General features: G+C 38.1%; 31 protein-coding genes, 1 rRNA gene and 1 riboswitch. Of the genes, 6 read left to right on the forward strand and 26 right to left on the reverse strand.

Annotated elements, in window-relative coordinates; all coding sequences use genetic code 11:
- The 17 genes from QZ413_RS04595 to QZ413_RS04675 form a co-directional block, all read right to left on the reverse strand.
- Nucleotides 1–341: PTS glucose transporter subunit IIA (locus QZ413_RS04595; protein ID WP_297076947.1), on the reverse strand; the 341-nt coding region annotated here is incomplete at its 3' end.
- A 154-nt stretch (nucleotides 342–495) separates the two neighbouring features.
- Nucleotides 496–1,677, reverse strand: a complete 1,182-nt coding sequence (locus QZ413_RS04600) for an acetate/propionate family kinase (RefSeq protein ID WP_297076950.1) — start codon at nucleotides 1,675–1,677, stop codon at nucleotides 496–498.
- Between the two features lie 46 nt (nucleotides 1,678–1,723).
- The gene (locus QZ413_RS04605; protein WP_297076953.1) at nucleotides 1,724–2,740 is read right to left on the reverse strand and encodes a class I SAM-dependent methyltransferase; all 1,017 of its coding nucleotides are present in this window, start codon (nucleotides 2,738–2,740) and stop codon (nucleotides 1,724–1,726) included.
- A gap of 188 nt (nucleotides 2,741–2,928) precedes the next feature.
- Nucleotides 2,929–3,264 (reverse strand): competence type IV pilus minor pilin ComGG, encoded by a 336-nt coding sequence (gene comGG / locus QZ413_RS04610; RefSeq protein ID WP_297076955.1) that lies wholly within the window; start codon nucleotides 3,262–3,264, stop codon nucleotides 2,929–2,931.
- Complete coding sequence (locus QZ413_RS04615; RefSeq protein ID WP_297076958.1) at nucleotides 3,251–3,718, reverse strand: ComGF family competence protein; 468 nt, start codon at nucleotides 3,716–3,718, stop codon at nucleotides 3,251–3,253. The genes comGG and QZ413_RS04615 overlap by 14 nt, the downstream gene beginning before the upstream one ends.
- Nucleotides 3,681–3,968: a hypothetical protein gene (locus QZ413_RS04620; RefSeq protein ID WP_297076961.1), complete on the reverse strand. Its 288-nt coding sequence runs from the start codon at nucleotides 3,966–3,968 to the stop codon at nucleotides 3,681–3,683. The genes QZ413_RS04615 and QZ413_RS04620 overlap by 38 nt, the downstream gene beginning before the upstream one ends.
- Entirely contained in the window at nucleotides 3,949–4,380 is a 432-nt protein-coding gene (comGD, locus tag QZ413_RS04625) for a competence type IV pilus minor pilin ComGD (protein WP_297076964.1), read from the reverse strand. Before comGD ends, QZ413_RS04620 begins: the two co-directional genes overlap by 20 nt.
- Nucleotides 4,377–4,565, reverse strand: coding sequence for a prepilin-type N-terminal cleavage/methylation domain-containing protein (locus tag QZ413_RS04630; RefSeq protein ID WP_297076967.1), 189 nt, complete (start codon nucleotides 4,563–4,565; stop codon nucleotides 4,377–4,379). The genes comGD and QZ413_RS04630 overlap by 4 nt, the downstream gene beginning before the upstream one ends.
- Nucleotides 4,562–5,575, reverse strand: coding sequence for a competence type IV pilus assembly protein ComGB (gene comGB / locus QZ413_RS04635; RefSeq protein WP_297076971.1), 1,014 nt, complete (start codon nucleotides 5,573–5,575; stop codon nucleotides 4,562–4,564). Before comGB ends, QZ413_RS04630 begins: the two co-directional genes overlap by 4 nt.
- Nucleotides 5,572–6,420, reverse strand: a complete 849-nt coding sequence (gene comGA, locus QZ413_RS04640; RefSeq protein ID WP_297076973.1) for a competence type IV pilus ATPase ComGA — start codon at nucleotides 6,418–6,420, stop codon at nucleotides 5,572–5,574. Before comGA ends, comGB begins: the two co-directional genes overlap by 4 nt.
- Nucleotides 6,421–6,480: 60 nt before the next feature.
- On the reverse strand, nucleotides 6,481–7,134 hold the full coding sequence (gene trmB, locus QZ413_RS04645; RefSeq protein WP_297076975.1) for a tRNA (guanosine(46)-N7)-methyltransferase TrmB: 654 nt from the start codon (nucleotides 7,132–7,134) through the stop codon (nucleotides 6,481–6,483).
- A gap of 28 nt (nucleotides 7,135–7,162) precedes the next feature.
- Nucleotides 7,163–7,942, reverse strand: a complete 780-nt coding sequence (locus QZ413_RS04650) for a phosphotransferase family protein (protein WP_297076978.1) — start codon at nucleotides 7,940–7,942, stop codon at nucleotides 7,163–7,165.
- 94 nt (nucleotides 7,943–8,036) lie between these two features.
- A complete protein-coding gene (locus tag QZ413_RS04655; RefSeq protein WP_297076980.1) occupies nucleotides 8,037–9,248 on the reverse strand; it encodes an ABC transporter permease in 1,212 nt (403 codons plus the stop codon).
- A 2-nt stretch (nucleotides 9,249–9,250) separates the two neighbouring features.
- Nucleotides 9,251–9,979, reverse strand: coding sequence for an ABC transporter ATP-binding protein (locus QZ413_RS04660; RefSeq protein WP_297076982.1), 729 nt, complete (start codon nucleotides 9,977–9,979; stop codon nucleotides 9,251–9,253).
- Between the two features lie 78 nt (nucleotides 9,980–10,057).
- Nucleotides 10,058–11,938 carry an ABC transporter ATP-binding protein gene (locus QZ413_RS04665; RefSeq protein WP_297076985.1) on the reverse strand — a complete coding sequence of 627 codons (1,881 nt, stop codon included), beginning with the start codon at nucleotides 11,936–11,938 and terminating at the stop codon, nucleotides 10,058–10,060.
- The gene (locus tag QZ413_RS04670) at nucleotides 11,935–13,662 is read right to left on the reverse strand and encodes an ABC transporter ATP-binding protein (protein ID WP_297076987.1); all 1,728 of its coding nucleotides are present in this window, start codon (nucleotides 13,660–13,662) and stop codon (nucleotides 11,935–11,937) included. The genes QZ413_RS04665 and QZ413_RS04670 overlap by 4 nt, the downstream gene beginning before the upstream one ends.
- Entirely contained in the window at nucleotides 13,655–14,317 is a 663-nt protein-coding gene (locus QZ413_RS04675; protein WP_297076990.1) for a TetR family transcriptional regulator, read from the reverse strand. The genes QZ413_RS04670 and QZ413_RS04675 overlap by 8 nt, the downstream gene beginning before the upstream one ends.
- 185 nt (nucleotides 14,318–14,502) lie before the next feature.
- On the opposite strand from QZ413_RS04675, the gene def reads away from it, so the two are divergent.
- Complete coding sequence (def, locus tag QZ413_RS04680; RefSeq protein ID WP_297076993.1) at nucleotides 14,503–15,069, forward strand: peptide deformylase; 567 nt, start codon at nucleotides 14,503–14,505, stop codon at nucleotides 15,067–15,069.
- Nucleotides 15,070–15,124: 55 nt separating this feature from the next.
- On the forward strand, nucleotides 15,125–16,078 hold the full coding sequence (locus QZ413_RS04685; protein ID WP_297076995.1) for a dipeptidase: 954 nt from the start codon (nucleotides 15,125–15,127) through the stop codon (nucleotides 16,076–16,078).
- A 34-nt stretch (nucleotides 16,079–16,112) separates the two neighbouring features.
- Here the strand turns inward: QZ413_RS04685 and QZ413_RS04690 are convergent, their stop codons facing one another.
- Nucleotides 16,113–16,640 carry a transcription repressor NadR gene (locus QZ413_RS04690; RefSeq protein ID WP_297076997.1) on the reverse strand — a complete coding sequence of 176 codons (528 nt, stop codon included), beginning with the start codon at nucleotides 16,638–16,640 and terminating at the stop codon, nucleotides 16,113–16,115.
- Nucleotides 16,637–17,485 (reverse strand): chorismate mutase, encoded by an 849-nt coding sequence (locus QZ413_RS04695; protein ID WP_297076998.1) that lies wholly within the window; start codon nucleotides 17,483–17,485, stop codon nucleotides 16,637–16,639. Before QZ413_RS04695 ends, QZ413_RS04690 begins: the two co-directional genes overlap by 4 nt.
- A gap of 167 nt (nucleotides 17,486–17,652) precedes the next feature.
- Here QZ413_RS04695 and QZ413_RS04700 point away from each other — a divergent pair, with 167 nt between their 5' ends.
- The 4 genes from QZ413_RS04700 (at nucleotide 17,653) to brnQ (ending at nucleotide 22,196) form a co-directional block, all read left to right on the forward strand.
- A complete protein-coding gene (locus QZ413_RS04700) occupies nucleotides 17,653–17,955 on the forward strand; it encodes a hypothetical protein (RefSeq protein ID WP_297077000.1) in 303 nt (100 codons plus the stop codon).
- Between the two features lie 117 nt (nucleotides 17,956–18,072).
- A riboswitch (Lysine riboswitch) is annotated at nucleotides 18,073–18,245 on the forward strand.
- 110 nt (nucleotides 18,246–18,355) lie between these two features.
- Nucleotides 18,356–19,933, forward strand: coding sequence for an ABC transporter permease subunit (locus tag QZ413_RS04705; RefSeq protein ID WP_297077003.1), 1,578 nt, complete (start codon nucleotides 18,356–18,358; stop codon nucleotides 19,931–19,933).
- A gap of 11 nt (nucleotides 19,934–19,944) precedes the next feature.
- Nucleotides 19,945–20,679 carry an amino acid ABC transporter ATP-binding protein gene (locus QZ413_RS04710; RefSeq protein WP_297077006.1) on the forward strand — a complete coding sequence of 245 codons (735 nt, stop codon included), beginning with the start codon at nucleotides 19,945–19,947 and terminating at the stop codon, nucleotides 20,677–20,679.
- A gap of 170 nt (nucleotides 20,680–20,849) precedes the next feature.
- Nucleotides 20,850–22,196: a branched-chain amino acid transport system II carrier protein gene (gene brnQ / locus QZ413_RS04715; RefSeq protein ID WP_297077009.1), complete on the forward strand. Its 1,347-nt coding sequence runs from the start codon at nucleotides 20,850–20,852 to the stop codon at nucleotides 22,194–22,196.
- Nucleotides 22,197–22,384: 188 nt separating this feature from the next.
- Here the strand turns inward: brnQ and QZ413_RS04720 are convergent, their stop codons facing one another.
- The 7 genes from QZ413_RS04720 to rrf all read right to left on the reverse strand — a co-directional run bounded on the left by QZ413_RS04720 (nucleotide 22,385) and on the right by rrf (nucleotide 26,180).
- Nucleotides 22,385–22,756, reverse strand: a complete 372-nt coding sequence (locus tag QZ413_RS04720) for a hypothetical protein (RefSeq protein ID WP_297077011.1) — start codon at nucleotides 22,754–22,756, stop codon at nucleotides 22,385–22,387.
- A 14-nt stretch (nucleotides 22,757–22,770) separates the two neighbouring features.
- A complete protein-coding gene (locus QZ413_RS04725) occupies nucleotides 22,771–23,223 on the reverse strand; it encodes a low molecular weight protein-tyrosine-phosphatase (RefSeq protein WP_297077014.1) in 453 nt (150 codons plus the stop codon).
- Between the two features lie 4 nt (nucleotides 23,224–23,227).
- The gene (locus QZ413_RS04730) at nucleotides 23,228–23,794 is read right to left on the reverse strand and encodes a TetR/AcrR family transcriptional regulator (RefSeq protein WP_297077017.1); all 567 of its coding nucleotides are present in this window, start codon (nucleotides 23,792–23,794) and stop codon (nucleotides 23,228–23,230) included.
- Nucleotides 23,795–23,805: 11 nt separating this feature from the next.
- Nucleotides 23,806–24,804 (reverse strand): Holliday junction branch migration DNA helicase RuvB, encoded by a 999-nt coding sequence (ruvB, locus tag QZ413_RS04735; RefSeq protein WP_297077020.1) that lies wholly within the window; start codon nucleotides 24,802–24,804, stop codon nucleotides 23,806–23,808.
- Between the two features lie 21 nt (nucleotides 24,805–24,825).
- A complete protein-coding gene (gene ruvA / locus QZ413_RS04740; RefSeq protein WP_297077023.1) occupies nucleotides 24,826–25,428 on the reverse strand; it encodes a Holliday junction branch migration protein RuvA in 603 nt (200 codons plus the stop codon).
- An 82-nt stretch (nucleotides 25,429–25,510) separates the two neighbouring features.
- Nucleotides 25,511–25,939, reverse strand: coding sequence for a peptide-methionine (R)-S-oxide reductase MsrB (gene msrB, locus QZ413_RS04745; protein ID WP_297077026.1), 429 nt, complete (start codon nucleotides 25,937–25,939; stop codon nucleotides 25,511–25,513).
- Nucleotides 25,940–26,064: 125 nt separating this feature from the next.
- Nucleotides 26,065–26,180, reverse strand: a 5S ribosomal RNA gene (gene rrf, locus QZ413_RS04750).
- Nucleotides 26,181–26,191: the final 11 nt, after the last annotated feature.

Consider the following 26,191-nt stretch of genomic DNA (forward strand, 5'->3'; position numbering starts at 1 on the left):
GCTTTTACTTTTTCTAAATCGACTGTTGCTAATGGTGCTCCAGCTTGAATCTCTTCTCCTTGTGAAACGTTGACTTTAAAAGGAGCCCCTTTTAGATCGACTGTGTCGATTCCCATATGCAGTAAGACTTCGACTCCTGATGTCGTCTTGATTCCGATTGCATGTTTTGTATCCGCTACGAGCATGATCACCCCGCTAACTGGTGATACGATCTGTCCATCGATCGGAACGACACCATATCCTTCACCCATCGTTTTTTGCGAGAATACTGGATCAGGAACTTGTTCGATTGGCAATAACTGTCCGGTAACTGGTGCTAAAAATTGTAAGACTTCACTCATTTACATCTCCTCCTCAAAATGATTCCGCTTACATTTATTACCTATAGTGTACGCCTTTATCTCACTTTTTTCCTACTAATATTTTCACTTTTTCACGAACAGTTTTGTAAGAAAATAAAAAAAACAGACTGTCATATGACAGTCTGTTACACCATTAACGTAATGCTTCTACATCGCGAGCAATCATTAATTCTTCATCTGTTGGAATTAACAATACTTTGACTTTAGAATCTTCAGTTGAGATGATATGATCTCCAAATTTAGCGTTTTGTTCTGGATCTAACTCAGCACCAAACCAAGTTAAACCATTCATGATTTCAGAACGAACGATAGCAGAATTTTCACCAATACCCGCTGTGAAAACAATAGCATCCACACCGTTCATTGCGGCAACGTAACTTCCGATGTATTTACGTACACGGTCGTAGAATACTTCTAATGCTACACGCACATCTTCTTTATCTTTGTTGTCTTGCAAGTCACGCATGTCACTAGACAAACCACCAGTTAGACCTAAAAGACCTGATTTTTTATTTAAGATCGAAACCATTTCGTCGATATCGATATCTAATTTACCCATTAAGTATGGTAAGATCGCTGCATCTAAATCACCAGAACGAGTTCCCATAGTGATTCCTGCTAATGGTGTGAAGCCCATTGATGTATCTACTGAATGACCACCGTTAACAGCAGTAATGGATCCACCGTTTCCTAGGTGACACGTAATGATTTTTAACTCTTCAATTGGTTTTTCTAACATTTCAGCTGCACGTTCTGAAACATAACGATGACTTGTTCCATGTGCTCCGTATTTACGTACTTTATAGTCGTTGTAGTATTCGATCGGTAAGCTATATAGATAAGCAGGTTTTGGCATTGTTGCATGGAAAGCTGTATCAAATACGGCAACACTGATAATATCTGGTAATAAGTGTTTGAATGCTTTGATTCCCATTAAGTTTGCTGGGTTGTGTAATGGTGCAAAATCAAATAATTCTTCGATTTTTGCCATTACATCATCCGTTACGACAACAGAACGGTCAAAGTACTCTCCACCATGAACGACACGGTGACCTACACCAGTGATTTCATCGTAAGAAGCTAAGATTTTTAGATCAATTAATTGATCTAATAACATTTTTACTGCTACTTCGTGATCAGGAATATCGATAACTACTTCGTATTTTTCGCCTTCACCATATTTGATCGTAAAGATTGAATCGTTCATCCCAATACGTTCTACGATTCCTTTTGCGACTACTGTCTCTTCAGGCATTGTGTATAATTGCCATTTTAAACTTGAACTACCTGCATTGATTGCAATTGTTTTTGACATCGATTTTCCTCATTTCTATATTTTCACTTTAACTTGACGATCAAGATTAAAGGATCTCTTGTTCTTGTTTCCATTCTTCAAATTGTTTGAAAAATGATGCGATACTTTCTGGATTTTTTAACGTTGCGAGCTTCGCTAATAATACTTCGGTCACTTGATTAGCTTGTTTTCCATGGTTTTGGACGATCAAGATACTTTTTCGAGCTGATTCATGTTTAAATAGATCATCTGGAAGCTGGATAATCCCTTGCATGTATACACGTTCTTTGAACCATCCTTTTAGAGCTTCACTTTGTTCAGATTCTAAAAAATTCGATGGTACTAGAAATAATCCAAAACCTGCTTCTTTTACATAATTCATGCTTTGTTCCATTAATAGATGATGGGCATAAGAATGCTCATCTGAAACACCAGAAATGAAATTCTGAGCCTTCTCATCGTTTGGATAATACCCAATCGGTAAATCCGAAAAAGCAATATCCATTGGCTCAATCAATAATTCTTGAAGACCATCTTGATGGAACAGTTGTAATGAAGCAGCGATCCACTCAGCGTTAGCCGCAGCAATTTCTAATAACGTTTCATCATTATCCACACCAATTCCAGTTACTTCCTTATAATTGGCCAAACTCAGATTTGTCATTGCCGTTAGTAGTAGATTTCCCATACCAACAGTTAGATCCAGTAAGCGCAAAGGTTGTTCTTTTTTGGGTGCCAATTGTTCGATCAAATAGACAAACAAAAATCCAATACCATCTGGCGTAAGCTGATGATTAGGTTGCAAAGGTTCAGTCTGCATTCCTTTAAGCAAAAGCAACTGGACCATTTTGCGTTTTTCTTCAGCAGATAATTCATACTGTGCCAAACGATCATAGATTTCCTGCAACTGTTGTGCGACTTCTTTTTCAGGTACGCCATCAATCACACGTACTTGATACGAATCAATCATATTTTCAATATGTTCGATATACGCATCGTAAAAAGAACTCTTCAACGCATTTTGCATTAATTGAACTGCTTGAAGTTGTAATTCAAATAGTTCTTCCATTTTTTCTGGAGCCATCGTACACCTCTCTTTATCACTATAACACTACATTTCCCTGTATAATTCTAGCCGATTTAGTAAAAATAATCAACCAACTTCCCCTAGTTCTAATCGAAAAGTAAAGAGTGTTATAAATACGTACTAAATTTGTAGATAAAAAAGAAGATAGTACGAAATCCTGTACTATCTTTTTGAATAATCTGTATTTATTTTTCATTCATAATCTGATATCTTCGGTATAATTTTTGTTTGGAATCGTATACTTCGTAAATGATTTTTTCACTCTCGATTTTATATCGGATCTCACCGGTATTATATCTGATTGTTTGATACGTATCAGTTGCTGGTTTTTCACGTATTTCAGCTAGATAGTGGTAAAGAAATAATTCTTCCATGATTCGTAAGGTATAGTACTTGGTAATATCTTGTTTTGCTTTTGACGTATAGCTTACACTTTTGACGATTACCGTAAACAAGCTCATCAAAAAAAATAATCCGATCATGACTTGGATCATCGTGGAGCCTTTTTTAGTTGAACCCAAGTGACACCACTCCTGTTCGTTTTTTTCCGTCACTAAATTCAACAAAAAGTTTAAGATAATTGGGAAATTGCTGATAGCTACAGTGAGTTACTCGGGTCAAGACGATATTTGTTCCACCATTGATCGAATAATTTAGCCACCCTTCATTCCCCCTTTTTAAAGCTACAGATTTATATACTTGATCCTTGATCGGCGTATTTACGGAAAACGAATCTTCTAATCCATCGAATTTCAATATCGCGCCTTCGATCCGTACATTTTTAGCATATAACGTCTGATGTTCGAGCTGGATCAAAAAAATCGACCATTCTTGTTCAGCTGTCTGATCTAATTTCGTGGTCAAAAATTTAGCATAGCGAAACGCGCTCGCAATCAAAATAGCACAAGTCAGACTAAGGAATAACGCAAATAATACATCAATTATCGTAGTGGCTGGTTGTTTCGTAAACTTCAAGCACCTTTCCCTCCTTTTTGAACCATACACGTGTTTTTGAGATCTTTAGTTGCGTTGTTTGAACATCTTTTTTTGCTAATAGTTGCTCATACACTTCCCGACTCATTGCTTGTTCGAGTGTATTTTCTTCTTGGAACGCAATCATCGTTTGATAACTTTCGATAATCAAAAGTAGACCACCAGACAACAGCAATAAAGCAATACATCCTTCTAAGAAGAAAAAGGCAGGTTTACTCGATGTTTTTATCATAATTTCCTCTCCCTAATTTAAAGGTATACGATACTTTTTGACCAGACGGCAGTAAAAATCGAATTATCGATGTACTTTGACTTGTTCCTGTTCGCTGCGTAAATTTCAAAGCGATCGGATCACTGACTGCAAAAGACGTTCCTTTAGGGTAAGTCAATAATATTATTTCTTGTTTTCTATAATCAAAGTATACTTGTTTAGAGTCTATTCTAATTTCTGCAGGAAAGGAAGTCAGTACCGCTTTTTGGTGATAAAGCTTGACTGATTTTTCAAACTCCGTTAAAAAACGATACGCTTCGACTTCTTGTTTGGCTTGTTGCATCGAATGAATCGGAATCACTAAGCATAGTAAGATCAGAAACAAACTCACACAAACTTCGATCAGCGTAAAGCCAGATTGTTTCTTACTCATTTTCCGTCTTTAAAATTGCTATATTCCGCATATCCTTCTTGAATATGGTTTGATATCTCTGTGCTCTGTTTATTGGCTTCCTGGGATTTATTTACGATTCCTGGGATCAATACGACCATCAACGCCCCAATCACGACTAACACAATCAATACCTCAACCAAGGTAAAGGCTTTTTTCTTTTTCATACTAATGCTCCTCCCATATTTTCGTATAACGGTATAAACATTGCGGCATAAATACTAATCACTAATCCAGCAACTACTAGAAATAACACTGGCTGGATCCAATAAAAGCCACGTTCTAATTTTTCAGATAACCGAACTAACGTCAAATGACTATAGAGTTTTAGTTCTTCTCCCAAACGTCCTGCGAGCTCACCTTGATAAATAATCGTTGGCAACTCTGGAGCTAAAAAAGGATACTCTTTAACTAGTTCGGCGAAACTTTTTCCCTGAGCAAATCCTTTTTCCATTTCTTGAGCGACTTCATACATTAGCGTATCAGAAGATAGTTGCGACATACATGTGACAATTTGCTGACTTTCTAAGCCTTGACTATATAAATTCCCCCACTCTAGCGTAAAATAGCTCGTTTGGTAAAGACGATACCATACATGAAAAAAAGGTAATCTACTCAAGAAGCGGGCGTGTTGTAATTTACTATGGACACGCACATAGTAGCGATAATATCCAAATAAAAAACTGATGATCAATCCTACTCCTAGTAAATAAAATGGGAGATACAAAATAAACTGAACACCCCAATGATCGCGGACTAATAGATGCGCTGCCAGTAATTGTGGCAATAAGTACTGACGTAAAATCAACAATACGAAACCAATTGCAATGAGTAAAATCGCAGGATACGTACTCGCTTTTCGAAATAAAGTTAGTTGTTTTTCACGCTGTATTCGTTGACTTAATAAGGTTTGTAATGTATTCACTAAATTTCCATGAATCAACGCAAATTGGATTTGGGTCACTTCTTTATTCGTACAGCCTAATTGTTTAAAAGCATGTGCTATCGAAGAACCTTGAACGAGTCCTTCTTCAAAACGGACGAGTAAACGTTGTGGAAGTTGTTGGCTTCTTCTCATAATCGCCAAACTTTCTTTTAGCTCAAAGCCATTTTCTAACAATAACGTTAATGAAAATAAAAAACGTCTGATTTGGGTAGTATTGGCTACTTTTTTCATCCTACTTGACCTACATAGTGTTCAAAAGCTAATGTCGGTTGATTGTCACGAAATGATTGATATACGATCCCTTTGATCGTATTGTCGATCTCCCACTGGCTACAGCCTAATTCCAAAAGCCGAGCGAGTGTTTCGAAGATACTTTTAGCATGAATCGTCGCAAATACCTGATGCCCTGTTAAAGCAGCCCGAATTGCAGCTTTAGCTGTATCATAGTCACGAATTTCACCGATAATCAAAAGATCTGGTCGGTGTCTCAAAGCTAATTTGATCAGTTGATCATAACTTTGATCGATTTTCTCATTGACTTGTAGTTGTAAAAATGTGTGTTGCTCGATTTCTACTGGGTCTTCGATCGTAATCACCTGTCCTTTGATTTCTTGTGCTAAATGATACATCAATGTCGTCTTACCAGATCCTGTTGCGCCGCTAAACAGAAAAAGACCAGTTTGTTTTGTGACTGCTGTACTCAAAGTGTAATAATCAAAATTTCCAGTATAATCAATTAACACTTGCGGAGATAAAAAACGAATGACGAGTGATTCTAATCCTCGATAATCGCCAACCGTTGATAATCGTAATCGAATCACTTGTTGATCCACGACATAACTGATCGCACCTAACTGAGCCTTCCGCTTTTCTCCAATATCCATCGCTCCTAAGTATTTGAAGCGCGCAATCAATTGTTGCGCGACTTCTAAGGAATATGTCTCATATACCGCCACTGTCTGATTGGTCCGCATCTTAACGACCCCTGCTTGTGGATTTAGATATAGATATAAATCTTGGATGTTTTGTCGATATCCATAACGAATCCACTCATCTGAAATTGCTTCGATTTCCACCTTATGACCTCCTTTGGCTTTATATACGCAAAAAAATAGTCTGAGGAAATGATCCTCAGACTATTTTTTATCTTGATGTGGAAAATAAGCTTCAACTCGATAGATCGGTTGACCTTTAGCCGAAAACTTTTGCTCATATTCGGTCATAATATTGCCTTCATAAGTCGAAGCATGTAAATCAAGCCAAACTTGATTTAAAATCATACCATATTGCGAAAAGCTTGCGAGTGAATATTCAAATAGACCACGATTATCCGTTTTGAAATGCAATTCACCATTTGGTTTTAAAATCGTTTCATCGACCGCTAAAAACTCTTTAGAGGTTAACCGGCGTTTTTCATGACGTTTTTTTGGCCAAGGATCAGAAAAGTTTAAATAGATTTGGTCAACTTCACCTTCTGAAAAATAGTTCGTTAATGCAGAACCATCGACATGTAATAATTGAACGTTTGGTAAATTTTGTTCCAATACTTTATCTAAAGCAAATGAAACAACGCTGACTTGCATATCGATTCCAATATAATTGATTTCTGGATATGCTTTGGCCATGCCTGTAATAAATTGTCCTTTTCCCATACCGATCTCAATATGGATCGGTCGATCGTTTCCAAAACGTTCAGCCCATTTCCCTTTAAATATTTCTGGTTCTGATACGACGTATTGTGGATTAGCTGCTAACATTTCTTCAGCACCTGTTCGTTTTCTAACACGCATAGTTTTTCTCCTCTTACTCTATTCTTTGCTATCCTCGATAAATCCGCTTTAATTGAACGATGGCAGCATTCATCTGCTTCGTTTCATTGCGCAAAGCATATTTTTTGATTTCTTCTAATAAATTCAATAGCGCATACCAGTACACTTTTTCTAAAAAAGCAGGTTCTGGTTTGATTCCATAACTGACAAGCCACCGACTCCATAGTGAAGTTGGCACATAATGACCTAAAACCGTTGCGATATCATAAGCTGGATCAGCAAACATGATCGAGTCCCAATCCACTAGATACAAATAATTTTCACAAACCAGCCAATTCCGGCAATGGACATCGCCATGAACCACCGTTTTTTCTTCTGCATGAAACGCTGGCAAAGATGCTGTCAAATAATCTTGTACCAATAACAAAAAAGAATGGTTTGCTAAATCAGTAGGCAACTCTTTGATATAGGTTTGCAACATGTATTGTGGCGAACGTGTTTGGCCACCGATTTTGGTTAAAATATCTTTCAATGAATTCGAATGATGCAAATGATACAATACATCGATCACATCATTTCGTTGGCCGATCTCATCAGCGGTTAATAGACGGCCTTCTAGCCATTCTTGGGCAGATAGGGTATCGCCATTACCTACTCGTTTTGTCCAAACCAATTTAGGGGTGATCCCTTCTTTGGATAACGCAGCCAACATCGGCGTCGTATTTCGCTTGATAAAGACCTTATCGTCAGCTCGTATACCAATATATGCTTTTCCAGTATCGCCTTTGATGGGCTGTAGATCCCAATCGTTATCAAAACGAATATCCATCGAACTTCTCTCCTTAAATTAACAGTACTTCCTATTCTAGTCGCCTAAGTAGTCAACGTCAAGCAAATCTCACCTTCCATGAAAAAGTGTCTCATTAAGGATTCATTTTTTTCAAACGTTGTGGCACATAGCCATATAAAAAGCATCCATCAAACACAATAAAGGCTATAATAATCAGTAATCCATTTGTGAATGGTTGTGTCATCAAAACTGCAAGTGCGAAAATAATCGTTGCACCACTTAAAATCAATGCTAAAAGTTTACGAAAAGCCTGTTTTTGCAGTTTTTCACTTACTGGATATAACTCACTTAATAACATATAGCGAAAACGATGATACATCGGGATCATTTGGAACCCAATCAAATATAAACAGACCAGTCCTAAAATCAACACGATCCAATATTCCGCTAAAAATGCGACCATCACACAGTAAATCAGCACTAAGCGAATAAATAATCCACTATACTCTGTTCCACGAATAAATTGGCGACTATACAAGTAAAAATACGTATTTGCCTGAACTTTTTTGATTCGATTCAAAAGGACATCAGCAAATCGACGGCGTTTTACGACCGCTTTGACAGCCGGTACATCTGTAAATAGATTAATAAACTGATACACACGGTACAAGCGATCTTGCTCCATATCGATCATCGTTTCCCAGTCTAAACTAGCAGTTTGTTTTTTCCAGGTCACATAATAAAAACCAATCGCCGCCACAATCCCCAATCCGATACCAATAATTGGTGTCACAAATACACTACACCCAATCGTTACAATTGCATAAACCCAAAAAATGATCGTAAGGCGTTGGATTCTTTTTTTAGGAATCAAAAATAAACGAGTCTGTTGCACAAGTAGATGGCTAAACTTCAATGTAGTCATCATGATAAACAAACTAAAAAACTGAATAAATCCTTGTGCTGTCGATACAACATAAAGTGGCATTACCGCTCCAACAATCAAAAACAGCATAGCAAACGGTACAATACAAGAATAACGCAAAGCCTTGACCAAATACTGTCGCATTTGCGTTTCTTTAGGTAACAAAAAAAGTTGATCTGCCGGCTTAGTCAAACTAGCATAGCGACCAAACGTTAAGGCTAGTAAGAAAATCAATACAATAAAGATGCGGCCAATAGAAAATGGCGGCGTTAGGGTCTTGAGAAAATTGGAATAGTATAAGCCACCTGCTCCGATGAGCAACGTCATCAACAAAGCAAAGTGATCATTGAATACATAACGCAAGTAACGTTGCATTTGTTGTTGATGTTTTTTGACTCGATTGTTAAAAAATGCCTGCATCGCTATCCCTCCTTCGTCAGTGCCAAGTACAATTCATCGAGTGAAGCTTGAGGCATGTTGAAGGTATCTTGGATCTCAGCTAGTGTTCCTTGTGCTCTGATTTGACCGTTATGCAATAAGATGAATCGATCGCAATAGCGTTCGGCTGTAGCCAATACATGGGTCGACATCAAAATCGAAGCACCTGTTTGTTTCATCTCATACATCAATTCGAGTAAAGCATGGATCGCTAGTGGATCTAATCCTAAAAACGGTTCATCAATAATATAGAGACTAGGTTCGATCAAAAACGCGCATAAGATCATGACTTTTTGCTTCATCCCTTTTGAAAAATTAGCCGGAAACCAGTCCAAGCGTTTTTCTAAGCGAAACAATGTCAATAATTTTTCTGCTCGACGCATTGCTTCATCTAAAGGTAAGTCATAGGCCATAGCCGTAATTTCGATGTGTTCGCGTAACGTTAATTCTTCATATAAAGTCGGTGTTTCTGGGATGAATCCGATTTTTTTGCGATACGCTTCTGGATCTTTAGCTAAGGTCAACCCGTCAATAGTAATTGATCCCTTAGTCGGTTGCAATAAGCCGATGATCTCTTTGATCGTCGTACTTTTTCCAGCACCATTTAATCCAATCAATCCTACTAATTCTCCTGGAGCGATTTCAAACGAAAGATCTTTTAAAACAGGCATTTGATTGTATCCGCCTGTAACATTTTCTACACGTAATGTCATGGATGTTCCTCCTTTTTCTTGGCTTATTATAACATGAAAAAGAAGGTCCCTTCATCTTATAGAGGGACCTTCTTTTGACTAAGCAACTTCTTCGTTGAATTGACTATTGTACAGATCAGCATAGAACCCATTTTTTGCCATCAATTCATCGTGATTTCCAGTTTCTACGATATCACCATGATTCATGACAATGATATTGTCCGCATCACGAATCGTGGACAGACGATGGGCAACAACGAAACTCGTTCGATTTTCTAATAGACGGTTCATCGCTTGTTGAATCAAGATTTCCGTTCTAGTATCGACTGAACTTGTCGCTTCATCTAAAATCAAAACATCTGGATTGGCTAAAAAGGCTCTGGCGATCGTAATCAACTGACGTTGACCTTGCGAGATATTACTTGCATCTTCATTTAAAACTGTATCGTAACCTTCAGGCAATTTACGGACAAAATCGTCTACATGAGCCGCTTTAGTCGCTGCATACACTTGTTCATCGGTTGCGTGTTCATTTCCATATTTGATGTTTTCTAAAATACTACCAGTAAATAACCATGTATCTTGTAAGACCATCGAAAAGTTTTCTCGTAATTCAGTACGGGGAATATCGCGAGTATCTTTGCCCTCATAACGAATACTACCGCCCGTAATATCATAAAATCGTTCCAATAAATTGATCATGGTCGTTTTCCCAGCTCCTGTAGGTCCTACGATAGCGACCATTTCACCTGGTTTCACATCCAAATTAAAATCAGTCATTAATAATTGATTTTCTTGATAACCAAATTGCACGTTTTTGAATCGAACTTTATACTCACTTTCTTCAACTGGTGCATTCACTGTTTTATCTTCCATTTCTGGTTCATCTAATACTTCAAAGATCCGTTCAGCAGAAGCAATCGTTGATTGGATGGTATTGATCAAACTTGCGATTTGTGTGATTGGTTGAGAAAATTGGCTAGTATATTGTAAGAATGCTTGGACATCCCCAAGATTCATATTTCCGTTTGCCACTTTGATTCCACCTAAAACCGCAACAAAAACATAACCTAAATTTTTAACAAAGTTCATTAATGGGATAATGATCGCTGAAATAAACTGTGCTTTCCAACCTGCTTGATATAATTTTTCATTTTCGACCTCAAATACTTTTTGATCTGCAGCTTCGTGATTGAAGACTTTAACAACTGTGTGGCCGCCATATGTTTCTTCCACTTGATTATTGAGTAAACCTAAACTTTTTTGTTGTGCTGCAAAGTATTTTTGTGACTTTGGTGCTACGATCATAACGACAACTAAACTTAAAGGAACTGTCGCTAGTGCAACAAGAGTCAATTGCCAACTGATGGTCAACATCATCCACAATACACCAATAAAGGTGACGATACTCGTAACTAATTGCGTCAAGTTTTGTTGTAGTGTACTGGCGATGTTATCCATATCGTTAATCGCACGAGACATAATATCGCCATTACTATGTGTATCGTAATACGAAATCGGCATCCGGTGCATTTTTTCTTCTAACTCACGACGTAACTGGTAAACGGTTCGTTGTGAGACACGTGTCATAATAAATTGTTGTAAGAAGCTAAAGACTGCTGAGAACAGATACAAAACTACCACGATGCCGATGATTTGGGCGATTTTATCAAAGTCGATTGGGAAAGTCGTCACTTTTTCCCCTTTTTGAATCAACTGTGCCCCTTTCATCACACCCTTAAAGATTTCCGTTGTGGCTTCCCCTAAGATTTTTGGTGTTTGGATTTGGAAAATGACAGAAGCGATGGCTAATACCAATACTAAAATAATGGCCCACATCTTTTTAGATAGATAACGAAATAGACGGAACGTCGTCTTTTTAAAATTTTTAGGTTTTTCTACTTTAGCTCCGATACCTCGACCAGGTCCGCCGCCAGGTCCACCCATTTTGGGGCCTTTTGCTGGTTGTTTTTCGCTCATGCTAGATCCTCCTCTCGTAATTGTGAATGGACGATTTCTTGGTATGTTTCATTGGTATCAAGTAATTCTTGATGCGTTCCAATACCGACCACTTTACCTTCATCTAATACTAAAATTTTGTCTGCATCAATTACTGTGCTCACTCGTTGGGCAACAATAACTAAAATACTGTCTGTCATCTCTTCATTTAACACTTTACGTAATTTGGCATCAGTTTTAAAGTCGAGTGCAGAAAATGAGTCATCAAAGACGTAGACATCAGCTTTTTTAACTAGAGCACGAGCAATAGCCAAACGTTGACGTTGTCCACCAGAGAAGTTTCCGCCGCCTTGTTCTACTTTACTATCTAGTCCATCTTCTAGTTCACTGACAAAATCGGCCGCTTGGGCGATACGTAGAGCTTCCCAAATGGTCTCATCACTGGCATTCGCATCACCGTATTTCATATTTTCTCGTATCGTTCCTGAAAATAGCACTGCTTTTTGCGGAACAAAACCAATCAGATCACGTAGATTTTCTTGTGTGATGCTAGTAATGTCGAGATCATTTAATTGAATCATACCGGATTCGATATCATAAAGACGCGGAATCAAATTAATCAACGTCGTTTTCCCAGAACCTGTTCCGCCAATGATGGCTAACGTTTCTCCAGAATGCACCTGAAAATTGACATCAGCTAAGGCTAAATTTTCAGCACCCTTGAAACGATAGTTAACATGATCAAAACTTAACGTCGCCTTCTCTTTAGCTAAGGCAAGTTGTTTTGGACTTTCTGGATCTTTGATTTCATCGATTTCATCTAAAACTTCATTGATCCGATCAGCTGAAGCTTGGGCTCTTGGCACCATCACAAAAATGATCGTTAGCATCATGAAACTCATTAAAATTTGCATCGCATATGTCATAAAGGCAATCAGATTTCCGACTTCTAGCGTTTGATCGGCAATGTAGTGGCCTCCAAACCAAGTAATCGCGATATTCGTACCACTCATGATCAATGTCATCGCAGGCATCATCACAGAAACAATCGTATTTACCTTGATTGCAGTGTTGGTATAATCTTTATTGGCTTCTTCAAAACGAGCTTCTTCATAGTTTTGTTTGTTAAAGGCCCGAATCACACGAACTCCTGTCAGTCCTTCACGAAAGACGAGGTTCAAGCGGTCTGTTTTCTTTTGCATACTCTTAAAAAGTGGTACTGCAAAATACATCACCACACCTATCACTAGTGCAATGATTGGAATAACCACTAAAAAGATTTTCGTTAGTTGCGGATCTTTTTGATAGGCTAAAATACTTGCACCGATCAAAGTAATCGGTGCATTGATCATCATTCGTAAAAACATTTGTGTCACTAATTGGACTTGGTTAATATCATTTGTCGTTCTGGTAATCAAAGAAGATGTCCCAAAATGATCAAATGAACGTGTTGACGCATTTTCAACTTTACGGTAAACATCTGTCCGCAATTCTTTTCCTAGTTTCTGTGCTTCTCGCGTCGCAAAATATGTATTTCCGACTGCCGCAATAATACTAATGACAGAAAATCCCATCATTAAAAATCCGGTGTTCCAGATATAGTCGATATCTCCTTTAGCCACTCCATTATTAATAATATTTGAGGTTAAAGTCGGCAAATATAAATCTGAAAATACTTGGATAAACATAAAAATGACAGCCAATAGCGCTGAAATATAAGATACCCGTCTAACTACTTTAAGCATGTTCTCTCTCCTTTCGTTGTACCCCTTGTTTGACCCACTTTAACTTCAAATGGAACCGTTCATAAACTGATTCATAATTATAATCAGGATCTTCTAACTGTTGCATTTGTGCTTCTGAGATCGTCGACATGGTGATTTGCATCAGTAATTGAAACAACACGATCAACTCTTCACTAGAAGCGATCGTCAAATTACTAGGATCCACGACTTGCTCTAGATCTGTCTTGACTTTTTCAGTATGTTGGGTACGTTTTTTACGATGTTTTTCTAGTTCTGGTGCTACTTTACGAAACTCGCGGTAATCCATATTCATAAAAAGATTTTTATAAAACAATGCATGCTCTCCCACGAAAATTTCTGGTACGAGTTTTGTAAAATAATGTTCGATCCCCAAAAACAAATCTCCATTTTTTGCTTTGATCGAACCTAGTAATTCCCGTTTGCTACTTTGACGTAAGGAATGGAAATAATAGAAGTACAAATCTTCTTTATCTGCAAAATACTGATAAAAACTTCCTCTTGGGATCTCAGCTACCTTGACAATATTAGCTACCGAAGCTTCTTTTAATGAGACACGTGAAAATTCAATCCGCGCAGCTTCCATGATTCGTTGTTGTTTTTCCTTGGGTAAATGTAAAAATGTGTCGGTCGGCATTTCTTCCCTCCTTTTTTCATAAATGACACTTCGTCATATGACATAGTGTCATTATACGCGCATCTAAAAAAAAGGCAACTGATAACTATTGTCTTTTTGAACTTTTTTCAGTGGGCACTTTTTCACAGAAATCCGAAATTATGGTACACTAAGTGGGAAATGAGAAAAAGGAGCTGACACTCTAAATGTTAACCATGAAAGATATTATCAGAGAAGGACACCCAACGTTGCGTGAAGTCGCTAGCGAAGTGCACTTTCCTTTGAGTAAAGAAGAACAAGAAATTGGAGCTGCAATGCTAGAATTTTTAGCGAATAGTCAAGATCCACAAAAAGCTGAAGAATTAGAATTGCGTGGTGGCGTGGGCCTGGCTGCTCCACAGATCGATGTTAAAAAACGAATGATAGCCGTACTTGTCCCATCAATGGATCCAGAAAATCCAGAAGTACCTGAGTTTAGCGGTGTCTTATATAATCCTAAAATCGTTAGTCATTCCGTACAAGATGCATGTTTAGGTGATGGAGAAGGTTGCCTTTCGGTCGATCGTGATGTTCCAGGATATGTGGTACGTCATGCTAGAATCACGTTGAGTTATCAAGATGAAACTGGCGAAACACATAAGGTTCGTTTGAAAAATTATCCAGCAATCGTTGTTCAACATGAAATCGACCATTTAAATGGCATCATGTTTTATGATCATATCGATGAGAAAAATCCATTTGCGCTAAAAGATGGCGTATTGGTTTTAGAATAGTACATAAATGTCTACGCCTATCCGTAGACATTTATTTTTTTAAGGAGGATATTTGATGATTGATTTGCATTGCGACACGATTTTAAAAATCTATGAAGACCCGACTGTTACATTATATGATAACCCGTTTCAACTGGACTTGATCCGCATGAAAAAAAGCCCCATCGACTTGCAAAATTTTGCCTTATTTGTCGAATTACCTAAGACCAAAACTCCATTTGCCTACTATCAAGAATTAAAAACTTGTTTTTATCATCAAATGGATGCCTATGCTGATATGATAAAACCCATAACGACTTACGGACAATATCTAAAGCAACAATCAGAAGACCAGCTCAGTGCGTTATTGACGGTTGAAGAAGGTGCGACGTTAGAAGGGAATCTAACGAATCTCATGCAGATGTATCAAGATGGAGTTCGTTTGATGACCTTGATGTGGAATTACGAAAATGAGATCGGCCATCCAAATGCTTTGTATCATACGACGAATTCTGGCCAAGTTTCTGTACAAAAAGGACTTAAACCATTTGGCTATGATGTCGTTGCAAAAATGAACGAACTAGGGATGATCATCGATGTCTCTCACGGCTCAGATCAATTGACGCTAGATGTTTTAGCTGCATCTACTCATCCCATTGTGGCAAGTCATTCTAATGCTCGTGCGCTTTGTCCACATTATCGCAATCTTTCTGATGAGTTGATCCAAGCGATTGCTACAAAAGGTGGTGTGATTGGGCTTAATTATTTTGAAGACTTTATTTCGTTTAATGACGAGCCATTATTAGACCAACTTTGCCGTCATGCTGTCCATCTAAAAAATGTTGGTGGTGTAGAATCACTAGCACTCGGTTCAGATTTCGATGGGATTCCCGTTCATCCTGAATTAAAAGACATTACGATCGTCGAACAACTCTTTGAACGCTTACGTCACTTTGGATTTACACCAAGAGAACTCGATTACTTAGGTCAAAAAAATGTTGCTCGACTGTATCAAACAATTTTAAACTAAACGAAACCGCCACTCAAAAGAGTGGCGGTTTAAGTTAGTTTGAAGCTTCATTTTCACTAAATAAAAATCCACGAGCAGCCAATGCTTGTTTTGCAGCTAGCAAATCTTGCTCATCTTGATATCGAACGGTGTGTAGATGCACACCATTCGTCAAATTCGATAGCAGTTTTTCTTTTGACTGTTGATATTTTTCAACAAACGCTCGTGCGTCTTCAAGTGACGTGATTTCAAGTGGGCTTTGGATCTCTCCATATAAAGCATGGTCGACCATGACATTGATCACATCGATATGATGATTGACAAAAATACTCAGCTCATCCATAACTTCTTCTGGCGTATGGCAAAGTGCAATCGTCGCTTCTTTTCCATTTGTTTTTGATTCTAGCAAGTAACCACGTGCTGTTGCGATGATCTCATGACCACTCGCACGTAACAACGCGATATCGCCAACAATGATCTGACGACTGACCGCAAAACGTTTAGCAAAACGGCTCGCACTAACTGGCTGTTTAGCTTGTGCCAAACTATCCATAATCAATTTTCGTCTTTCTTCTCCATTCATTGTTCGTCACGCTCCATATGCGCTTGTTGGTATTCTCGTGAACGTTTCATGATATCTTCAAAAGTTTGTTCGATCGTCTTTTGATACTCTAAGTTCACAAGTGATTTTCGAATATTGTCTAGCACACTTTCTTCACGTGTTCCATCAAATACTGCTGTTTGTTGCGTCTTTTTGATTTCGACAATCGTAGTAACCGCATCCATTCGCTCTTCTAATAGACGAGCGATTTTTTGATCGATCTCATCAATTTTAGCTCGTTGAAAAGGTAAAGAATCGACCGTTTCTTCTTCATGGTCTCCAATTTCATGAATAATTTGAGCCGGATTTCCAGCAATAACCACATTATCCGGAAATGATTTCGTCACGACACTTCCCGCGCCGACCACGACATTGTCCCCTAAAGTTACTCCTGCTAGTAATGTAGCGCCTCCACCAATCCAAGCATTATCGCCTACTGTAATCGGCGCACCGTCTTCTAATCCACTATTGCGTTTGATTGGATTTAACGGATGTGTAGCTGTATACAGCTTAACATTTGGTCCAATCATGCAGTTATCACCAAACGTAATGGGGCAAACATCTAAAAATACTGTATCGAAATTAGCATAAAAATTTTTACCTAAAAAAATATTATAGCCATAATCAAAACGGACATTGGCTTCCATATACGCGCGATTGGCTACTTTACCAAATGTTTCTTTAATCAATTGTTCTCGAATCGCTGGATCGGTTTCGCCATTGATTAATCGCATCTGTTCTCTTGCAAACGTGCGGTCTGCGACTAATTCCGGATCAGCTGAAAAATAGAGTTCACCAGCAATCATTTTTTCTTTTTCAGTTTTCATCCCTTACCCTCCTACTACTTTTTCACTACTATCAGTATACTATATTCCTAGATTCTGTAAAAAGGATATAGGAAATTTTTATCTTTCTTTTCCTATCGAATGAGTTCATGACATTTTTCACAATTAATGGTACAATAAGTGCGACAAACAAAGTGAGGTGAATTCTGATGTTAGCTCCTATTATTTATTGGGGATTGATCTTAGTAAATATTGCATGGCTAGTGCTAAGTATTTATTTTGGATTATTCTACTTGATTCGCAAAGAAAACGGGAATCTATGGGTTTTTGCAGCTCTAAATATCTTATCGATCATTGTATTAGAAATTATGTTACTGGTTTACCATACTTGGGGATGGGGCATTACCCAATACTCAAATCTAGTCTATACGATTATGATCGTGTTAGGTGTTGTCACTATTTTACAAGCGATTTTAGGTCGTGAACCAAAATTGACACCGGCTACAAAATAAAGATAAATCATCAATTCACAAGGGATTTCTTTATGAAATTCCTTTTTTTCATTGACTTTTTTCTGAAAATTGACTATCATACCTATTGATGAAGAACTAAATAAGAATTACCTTCAACATTGAGGTAGAGGTCGCGTGAGTCATTAATCCTGTCGAGTGGAGCAACACAAAGAAGCAGGCCTAGGGAATCACGCCGAAATCAAAAAGAAGTTGCTTCTTTTTTTTGATTGGGGCGCAAATCAATAATTTGCGAACTGTCTTAGCTTTTGCTAAGTTGCGCTATGTTTTGTGAGAGGTTTGTATCCAATACAGCCGCTTTCCAATCATGGGAATGCGGCTGTTTTTTTGTTGTCGGTAGTCCATTTGGTTTTTTACTAAAAGAAAGGAAGCGTTACGTCTCATGAGAAAGAAAATATGGATTCCCCTGGTGCTTGCATTATTTGCCATTGTTGGTTTTACATCACAAGCACATGCAGATGAACAAACTTCATCTGATGAGTTTCGTGTTGGAATGGAAGCAGCCTATGCCCCATTTAACTGGACTCAAACATCACCTGGACCACACACTGTGGAATTATCAAAACAAAAATATGTCGGAGGGTACGATGTCTCGATTGCTCAGATCATCGCCGATAAATTAGGAAAAAAATTAGTCGTTGTCCCAACACAATGGGATGGTTTAGTTCCTGCTTTACAATCTGGAAAAATCGATGCGATCATCGCGGGGATGTCGCCGACTGAAGAGCGTCGGAAACAAATTGATTTTACAGACCCTTATTATGAATCACAATTTGTCGTGATCGTTCAAAAAGATGGCAAGTATGGCAAAGCCAAAAGTTTATCTGATTTAGAAGGTGCCAAAATCACGGCACAATTAAATACATTACACTACGATTTGATCGATCAAATCCCTGGTGTCAAAAAACAACAAGCTCAAAAAGACTTTTCAGCAATGCGTGTGGCATTAGCTTCTGGCGTGATCGACGGCTATGTTAGTGAACGTCCTGAAGGTATTACTGCCACCAATGTGAACAAAAAATTAACCATGCTAGAATTTCCTGAAGGTCAAGGATTCAAAGCAGCTGCTGAAGATGTTCAAACGGCAATCGGACTGCGTAAAGGTGATCCGGATGCAGCCAAAATCAATGAAATTTTAAGTACGATCTCTTCAGAAGAACGGACAAAATTAATGGATCAAGCCGTAAAAGAACAACCCACGGCTACTGAAGATGAACAAACTGGCTTATTAGGCACATTTAAACAAATTATCCAACAATATTGGAAATTGTTTTTAAGTGGTGCAGCCTTGACTTTGTTTATTGCTATTTTTTCTACAATCGCCGGTACGCTCATCGGATTATTGGTCGGTGTCTTCCGCACTTTACCAAACTCAGAAAATCCTGTCGCGCGTTTCTTCCAAAAAGCATTCAACTGGTTCTTATCGATCTACATCGAAGTCTTTCGTGGTACACCAATGATGGTACAAGCGATGGTCATCTTTTATGGACTAGCTCTTGCCTTCCAAATTGATCTAAACCGTACAGTAGCCGCGCTATTGATCGTTTCTGTCAATACAGGTGCTTACATGTCTGAAATCGTTCGTGGTGGGATTTTCGCTGTAGATAAAGGACAATTTGAAGCTGCACAAGCAATCGGGATGAATCATCGCCAAACAATGGTCAAAGTGGTCTTGCCACAAGTCTTACGTAATATCTTGCCTGCGATCGGAAACGAAACAGTCATCAATATCAAAGATACCGCTGTATTAAGTGTAATCAGCGTAACCGATTTATTCTTTGCTGGATCGGTCGCTTCTGGAACGAATCTACAATTCTTCCCGACCTTTACGATTATCGGAATCATCTATTTGATCATGACGATCTCAGCTACAAAACTATTGCGTCTTTTTGAAAAACGTATCGACGGTCCCGATTCGTATATTAAAATGGATGACGTCTTAGAAGGACAAGAAAAATAAGGAGAATCGCTATGACTGCTATTATCGAAATCAATCATCTAAAAAAAAGCTTTGGCGAAAATGAAGTACTAAAAGATATTCACGTAACTGTAGAAAAAGGAGAGGTATTGACGATCATCGGTTCTTCAGGATCTGGTAAATCAACATTGTTACGTTGTATTAATCTACTTGAAAAACCGACAAGTGGTGAGATCGTCTATCAAGGAGAAAACGTCTTACAAAAAGGCTATAACTTGCCAAAATACCGTACCCATCTTGGAATGGTATTTCAATCCTTTAATTTATTTAACAATATGGATGTCTTAGAAAATTGTATGAGTGGTCAAATCACTGTATTAAAACGTTCTCGCGAAGAAGCGAAAAAAGTCGCACTTGAGAATCTAGAAAAAGTTGGCATGAGTCGTTTTGTTTCGGCAAAACCAGCCCAATTATCCGGTGGTCAAAAACAACGGGTAGCTATCGCACGATCACTTTCAATGAATCCTGATGTGATGCTGTTTGATGAACCAACTTCTGCACTTGATCCTGAAATGGTTGGTGAAGTGTTAAAAACGATGAAAGATCTTGCACAAACAGGATTAACGATGGTTATCGTAACACATGAGATGCAATTTGCTCGTGATGTTTCTGATCGTGTCATCTTCATGGACAAAGGCGTCATCGCTGAAGAAGGAACACCAGAAGAATTATTCGTTCATCCAAAAGAAGAACGGACAAAAGCTTTTCTTTCTCGCGTATTGGCATAACGGAGGCTGCTTCAATAGGAGCATTTATTCGATTTTTAGAGGTGTGACAGACGTCTGTCACACCTCTTTTTTATTGATTGTTCATGCTTTCATTGAAAATATATAAGTTTTTCTTGCATCACATCAGTTCTTTTGTTATTTTTACATTAGACTTTTTTAAGGAGAATATCATGAAAAAACAACTATCTATGAAAGAGTATCTCTTTTTGGGTTCACTCTTGTTCGGCATGTTCTTTGGTGCAGGAAACTTAATTTTTCCTGTTCACATGGGACAAGAAGCCGGAGCAAATGTCTTTTTAGCAAATTTAGGTTTTTTAGTAACAGGGATCGGGCTACCCTTTTTAGGGATCATTGCCATTGGTCTTTCCAAAACGAATGGATTATTTGAAGTAGCACATCGTGTCAGTCGTTGGTATGCTTATATTTTTACAATTTTACTTTATCTTGTTATCGGGCCATTTTTTGCACTTCCTCGTTTGGCTACCACTTCATTTGAAATCGGAATTTCGCCATTCTTATCCGACTCGATGCAAACACCTATTTTAGCACTATTTAGCATCGCTTTCTTCTTGCTCGCTTGGTTTTTTTCACGTAAACCTTCTAATCTATTGGAGTATATCGGAAAATTTTTAAACCCTGTATTTTTGATTTTGCTTGCTATTTTATTGATTGTAGCATTCATTCATCCACTAGGTAGTGTCGCAAGCGCTCCTGTGGCACAAGCTTATCAAGAAGCCCCATTTTTGACTGGATTTACTCAAGGATACAATACATTAGATGCACTAGCAGCACTTGCTTTTGGAATCATCGTGGTGAATACGATCAAACAACGTGGGATCAATCAACCACAACAAATTGCTATCGATACGATCAAAGCTGGTTCGATCAGTATCGTATTGATGGGAATTATCTATACCTTACTAACCTATCTAGGAACGATGAGCGTTGGGAAATTTGCCGTAAGCGAAAATGGTGGAATTGCGCTAGCTCAATTATCCAATTATTATTTAGGCACGTTTGGTTCGATCATCTTAGCGTTGATCGTTGTTGTCGCTTGCTTAAAAACTGCTGTAGGTTTGATCTCAGCGTTCTCTGAAACATTTGTTGAATTATTCCCTTCTCGTTCCTATTTATTTTTTGCAACGATCGTCAGTATTTTACCTTGTTTATTTGCAAATGTTGGGCTAACGAATATCATTACTTATTCTACACCTGTATTATTATTTATTTATCCACTTGCCATCACATTGATTTTACTCACGATCATCAATTATTTTATCCCACTTTCAAGTAAAGTCTATCAGATGACAACCTACTTTACTTTGATCGCAGCTTTCTTTGATGGGCTAAATGTGACACCAGATTTTATCAAAAACAGTACTCTAGGTAGTTCATTGATTACCTTTGCTAAACAGTATCTTCCATTTTTTACTTATGGCATGGGTTGGATCACACCTGCCATTGTCGGTTTGGTCATCGGTCTGATTTGGCACTTATCTACAAAATCAAACAAATAAAAAAAGGGTGTGACAAAAATTTGTCACACCCTTAAAATTTGAATCAACGAAGATTTAAACACTTATCAAACTTTTACACATAAAAAATTCATAAATTCTAGTTATAGTAATGTCATACCAATCAAACAACCCTAACTAACATTTTTTCATTTCTTACTCCCGCCTGCTAGTCTAACTAGCAGGTTTTTTTAGGCTTCATGTGCCGGTTTTTCAGGTGGTGTTAACGGTAGCTGACTCATTTTAACGATCGTCTCAACAGCAATCATACGTAATTGCTTTTTAGCCGTCGCTGATTTGACGATAATATGCGAGCCATTGATTTTTTTTGTTGCGATAAATCCAGAGACCGTTTCATATTGATTACTTTTTTTTGTTGCAACATGCAATACCACTAGCACCTGTTTGGTTGCCGCAAGTTGCAATCGTTCTTTTAATTCTTCTTGTTGGATTTTAGCAAGCACTTCATCTTCTTGGTCAGTTAAAAAACGGTTTACAAGTAATTTTGAAGAAAATGATAAGAGTTGCCCCATTTTAATTGGTAATTTATGTTCTTTCTTCACCGTTTTTCCCTCCTTTATGTCAGTGATTGTTCAAATACTTCGATCCAGTAAGGAATCGCTTGTTTAATCAAGCGCTCTGTTTCAGAAAAGTCACCTGTGTACCAAGGATCAGGTACATCTTGTTCATCAAATCCTTCTAAAAATAAATGGATCTTTGGTTGACAATAACGTGGTGCTTTCTTCATCAGGTCACGAATATTTTCATGATCCATCCCAATAATCCAGTCATATTGTTCGAAATCATTACGTTTAATCTGTTGCGAAAACATCGCTTCAGTCGAGATGCCATTTGCAGCTAAAACAGCCTGTGTGCCTTTGTGAGGTGGATTTCCAGCTTCCCATGAACTAGTTGCAGCCGAAGCGATCTCAATGGGTAATCCACGTTCTTGAACTGCTTTTTTTAATAACCCTTCTGCCATCGGTGAGCGACAGATATTTCCCAAACAAACAATCAAACATCGCTTCATCTACTCACTCCTTCATTTGTTGGTATAAGCGAAAACAAAAAAATTCAACGTCTTTGGCTAACTGGAATAATTGTCCAGCGATTTCTAAAGGTGTTTCTTGGTATCCCGTTCGAATCCAATTTTCTAATATGCCACAGCATCCATATGAAAAAAAGCGGCTATAAAATTCAATATCTTTTTCGGATAGCTCTTTTTCAACGTCTACTTGATGAAACAAACGTGCAAAATGATTATAGACTAAAGTAAAGACATCTGCGATAAATAATTCTCGTGCTTCTTCAATAATAGTTGTATAAAACGTAGCATGTTTTTTCAATGCTTGCAACATTTTGAGCGCTTGCTCTTCCCAATTATCGATATGTAACCCTTCTTCATGAAGGTAGATCAAGGCATCTTGATCATAAACAAAACGCAAAACACTTTGTTTATCTTTAAAATGATAGTAAAACGTTTGGCGATTGATTGCAGCCAACTGCGCCACTTGTTGAATACTGACTTGCTTGTATCCAACTTGCTCACAAGCAACAATAAAACTTTCCTTGATTTTTTGTTTGGTTTCATTTGCACGCATAGCGTTACTCCTTATTCTCCTTGGTAGGGATATCCGAAATGTTCATAGGCGAATGCAGTCACGACCCGTCCGCGTGCTGTTCGTTTTAAAAAACCACGTTGGATCAAGTAAGGTTCATACATATCCTCAACTGTTTCTGTTTCTTCCCCAATATTAACTGCGATCGTGCTCAATCCGACTGGACCACCTTGATACAATTCAATCATCGAACGTAATAATTTTTGATCGATATAATCTAAACCTGCATGATCCACTTGTAATAACGTCAACGCTTGATCGGCTAATTCCTTATTGATCGTTCCATCCGCTTGTACTTGGGCAAAATCACGTACTCGTTTTAATAAGCGATTGGCAATCCGCGGAGTCCCGCGCGAGCGTTTGGCCAGTTCGATTGCTCCTTCTGTCAGAATCGGCGTATTGAAGATTTCAGCAGAACGCAACACGATTTCGGTCAATTCCTCTTCTTGATAATATTCCATATGACTGATGATCCCAAATCGATCACGTAATGGTGCAGATAACATCCCAGCACGTGTAGTCGCTCCAATTAACGTAAAAGGTGGTAGTGGAAAATGAACTGGATGTGCAGTTGGTCCCTGTCCGATCATGATATCCACAAAAAAATCTTCCATTGCCGAATATAATAGTTCTTCCGCAATACGAGGTAACCGGTGAATTTCATCAATAAATAAAACGTCTCCAGGCTCTAATTCATTCAATAGTGCTACCAAATCACCAGGTTTATCAATCGAAGGTCCACTAGCCGTTCGCAGCTTGACCCCCATCTCATTGGCGATCACTGTCGCCATCGTCGTTTTTCCTAATCCAGGTGGTCCGTAAAGTAAGACATGATCCAGTGCCTCTTCACGGTGTTTAGCGGCTTTGATATAAATCTCTAACTCATGCTTCACTTTATTTTGACCGATGTATTGACTAAACCATTGCGGCCGCAAAGACTTTTCTAACATCTGTTCCTCTGCACTTGTTTCTCCAGACAGTATCCGATCCATTTTCTAACCTCCTTTCGACTATTATTTTTTCATCAACAACTTCAACGCTAAGCGTAAGTATTCGTCTGTCGTCAACATTCCTTGTTGCTTTAATTCCTTTTCCACACGCTTGATTTCTTTATCAGAATAGCCTAAAGCTTTTAAGGCTGCGAGTGATTCAGCTAATGCAACACTATCTGTTTCAAATAATGGCATCGACAACTCACCGTTTAATTCACCAGATAGATCTCCGACTTTTCCTTTTAGATCTAAAATCATTTGTTGAGCAGTCTTTTTCCCTACACCAGGGAATTTAGTCAAATAAGTCACATCATCATGCTCAACAGCAAAAATAAGCCCCTCATGATCATCGTTGGCCATGATTGCTAAAGCACTTTTAGGACCGATGCCCGAGACACTTAGTAATTTTAAAAAGAGTAGTTTTTCTTCTAAACGTGAAAAACCATATAATGTATGCGCATCTTCTCGGATAGCCAAATGCGTATAAACTGTAACTTCTTGCTCTAAATAACTAGAGTAGCGATACGGATTTCCCATCGAAATTTGATACCCAATATTTGCTGTTTCTAATACAATATAAGCTGGATGGATCGCTACTACTTTTCCTTTGATATATTCGTACATAAACGTTCCTTTCTGTACATATGTTCCCTTAATTGTATCATAAAAGGCGACAAAAAAAAAGAAATGACAAAGTCACTTCTTTTTATTCAACTAATGATTTATATTTACCGTAGCCTTTTTCATCCATCTCGTCATACGGGATAAATTTTAAAGCCGCTGAATTGATACAATAACGCAATCCACCCAATTCTTGAGGTCCATCGGTAAAAACATGGCCTAAATGTGAATCTGCTTCTTTACTACGGACTTCCGTTCGGATCATACCAAATGTACGATCACGTTTTTCTTCAATTTGTTCTTGCTCGATTGGTTTTGAAAATGCAGGCCAACCACAACCAGCATCATATTTATCTGTGGAAGCAAATAAAGGTTTACCATCAACAATATCGACATAAATACCTTTTTCATAAAAATCATCGTATTCTCCAGTAAATGGACGTTCTGTAGCATTCTCTTGTGTAACAGCGTATTGAATATCTGTTAATTTACCTTTTAGTTCTTCTTTTTTCATGAATGATCGCTCCCCTTCTACAACATATTTTACAACGAAATACCAGAAAGTCCATTAGAACGTATTTTACTTAACGAATCATTAAGAACTAAAAAAAAGCAAGAGCTTTTGCTCTTGCTTGACTTGCGTGGCGACGTCCTACTCTCACAAAGGGAAACCCTTCACTACAATCGGCGCTAAGAAGCTTAACTTCTGTGTTCGGCATGGGAACAGGTGTGTCCTTCTCGCTATCGCCACCACACTATTGAGTGA

The organism is uncultured Enterococcus sp. (genome assembly GCF_913775425.1).
Classification (GTDB): Bacteria; Bacillota; Bacilli; order Lactobacillales; family Enterococcaceae; genus Enterococcus_G.

Excerpts from the sequence above, each read along its gene's own strand:
- QZ413_RS04630 (WP_297076967.1), bottom strand. The coding sequence starts at position 4,565 with ATGAAAAAGAAAAAAGCCTTTACCTTGGTTGAGGTATTGATTGTGTTA.
- QZ413_RS04695 (WP_297076998.1), bottom strand. The coding sequence starts at position 17,485 with ATGAAAACTGAAAAAGAAAAAATGATTGCTGGTGAACTCTATTTTTCA.
- comGB (WP_297076971.1), bottom strand. The coding sequence starts at position 5,575 with ATGAAAAAAGTAGCCAATACTACCCAAATCAGACGTTTTTTATTTTCA.
- QZ413_RS04600 (WP_297076950.1), bottom strand. The coding sequence starts at position 1,677 with ATGTCAAAAACAATTGCAATCAATGCAGGTAGTTCAAGTTTAAAATGG.
- QZ413_RS04725 (WP_297077014.1), bottom strand. The coding sequence starts at position 23,223 with ATGAAGCGATGTTTGATTGTTTGTTTGGGAAATATCTGTCGCTCACCG.
- QZ413_RS04705 (WP_297077003.1), top strand. The coding sequence starts at position 18,356 with ATGAGAAAGAAAATATGGATTCCCCTGGTGCTTGCATTATTTGCCATT.
- QZ413_RS04660 (WP_297076982.1), bottom strand. The coding sequence starts at position 9,979 with ATGACATTACGTGTAGAAAATGTTACAGGCGGATACAATCAAATGCCT.
- QZ413_RS04670 (WP_297076987.1), bottom strand. The coding sequence starts at position 13,662 with ATGCTTAAAGTAGTTAGACGGGTATCTTATATTTCAGCGCTATTGGCT.
- msrB (WP_297077026.1), bottom strand. The coding sequence starts at position 25,939 with ATGAAAAAAGAAGAACTAAAAGGTAAATTAACAGATATTCAATACGCT.
- brnQ (WP_297077009.1), top strand. The coding sequence starts at position 20,850 with ATGAAAAAACAACTATCTATGAAAGAGTATCTCTTTTTGGGTTCACTC.
- QZ413_RS04650 (WP_297076978.1), bottom strand. The coding sequence starts at position 7,942 with ATGGATATTCGTTTTGATAACGATTGGGATCTACAGCCCATCAAAGGC.
- def (WP_297076993.1), top strand. The coding sequence starts at position 14,503 with ATGTTAACCATGAAAGATATTATCAGAGAAGGACACCCAACGTTGCGT.
- QZ413_RS04700 (WP_297077000.1), top strand. The coding sequence starts at position 17,653 with ATGTTAGCTCCTATTATTTATTGGGGATTGATCTTAGTAAATATTGCA.
- QZ413_RS04730 (WP_297077017.1), bottom strand. The coding sequence starts at position 23,794 with ATGCGTGCAAATGAAACCAAACAAAAAATCAAGGAAAGTTTTATTGTT.
- QZ413_RS04675 (WP_297076990.1), bottom strand. The coding sequence starts at position 14,317 with ATGCCGACCGACACATTTTTACATTTACCCAAGGAAAAACAACAACGA.
- QZ413_RS04685 (WP_297076995.1), top strand. The coding sequence starts at position 15,125 with ATGATTGATTTGCATTGCGACACGATTTTAAAAATCTATGAAGACCCG.
- QZ413_RS04710 (WP_297077006.1), top strand. The coding sequence starts at position 19,945 with ATGACTGCTATTATCGAAATCAATCATCTAAAAAAAAGCTTTGGCGAA.
- QZ413_RS04605 (WP_297076953.1), bottom strand. The coding sequence starts at position 2,740 with ATGGCTCCAGAAAAAATGGAAGAACTATTTGAATTACAACTTCAAGCA.
- QZ413_RS04655 (WP_297076980.1), bottom strand. The coding sequence starts at position 9,248 with ATGCAGGCATTTTTTAACAATCGAGTCAAAAAACATCAACAACAAATG.
- ruvB (WP_297077020.1), bottom strand. The coding sequence starts at position 24,804 with ATGGATCGGATACTGTCTGGAGAAACAAGTGCAGAGGAACAGATGTTA.
- trmB (WP_297076975.1), bottom strand. The coding sequence starts at position 7,134 with ATGCGTGTTAGAAAACGAACAGGTGCTGAAGAAATGTTAGCAGCTAAT.
- QZ413_RS04665 (WP_297076985.1), bottom strand. The coding sequence starts at position 11,938 with ATGAGCGAAAAACAACCAGCAAAAGGCCCCAAAATGGGTGGACCTGGC.
- QZ413_RS04690 (WP_297076997.1), bottom strand. The coding sequence starts at position 16,640 with ATGAATGGAGAAGAAAGACGAAAATTGATTATGGATAGTTTGGCACAA.
- QZ413_RS04620 (WP_297076961.1), bottom strand. The coding sequence starts at position 3,968 with ATGATAAAAACATCGAGTAAACCTGCCTTTTTCTTCTTAGAAGGATGT.
- ruvA (WP_297077023.1), bottom strand. The coding sequence starts at position 25,428 with ATGTACGAATATATCAAAGGAAAAGTAGTAGCGATCCATCCAGCTTAT.
- comGD (WP_297076964.1), bottom strand. The coding sequence starts at position 4,380 with ATGAGTAAGAAACAATCTGGCTTTACGCTGATCGAAGTTTGTGTGAGT.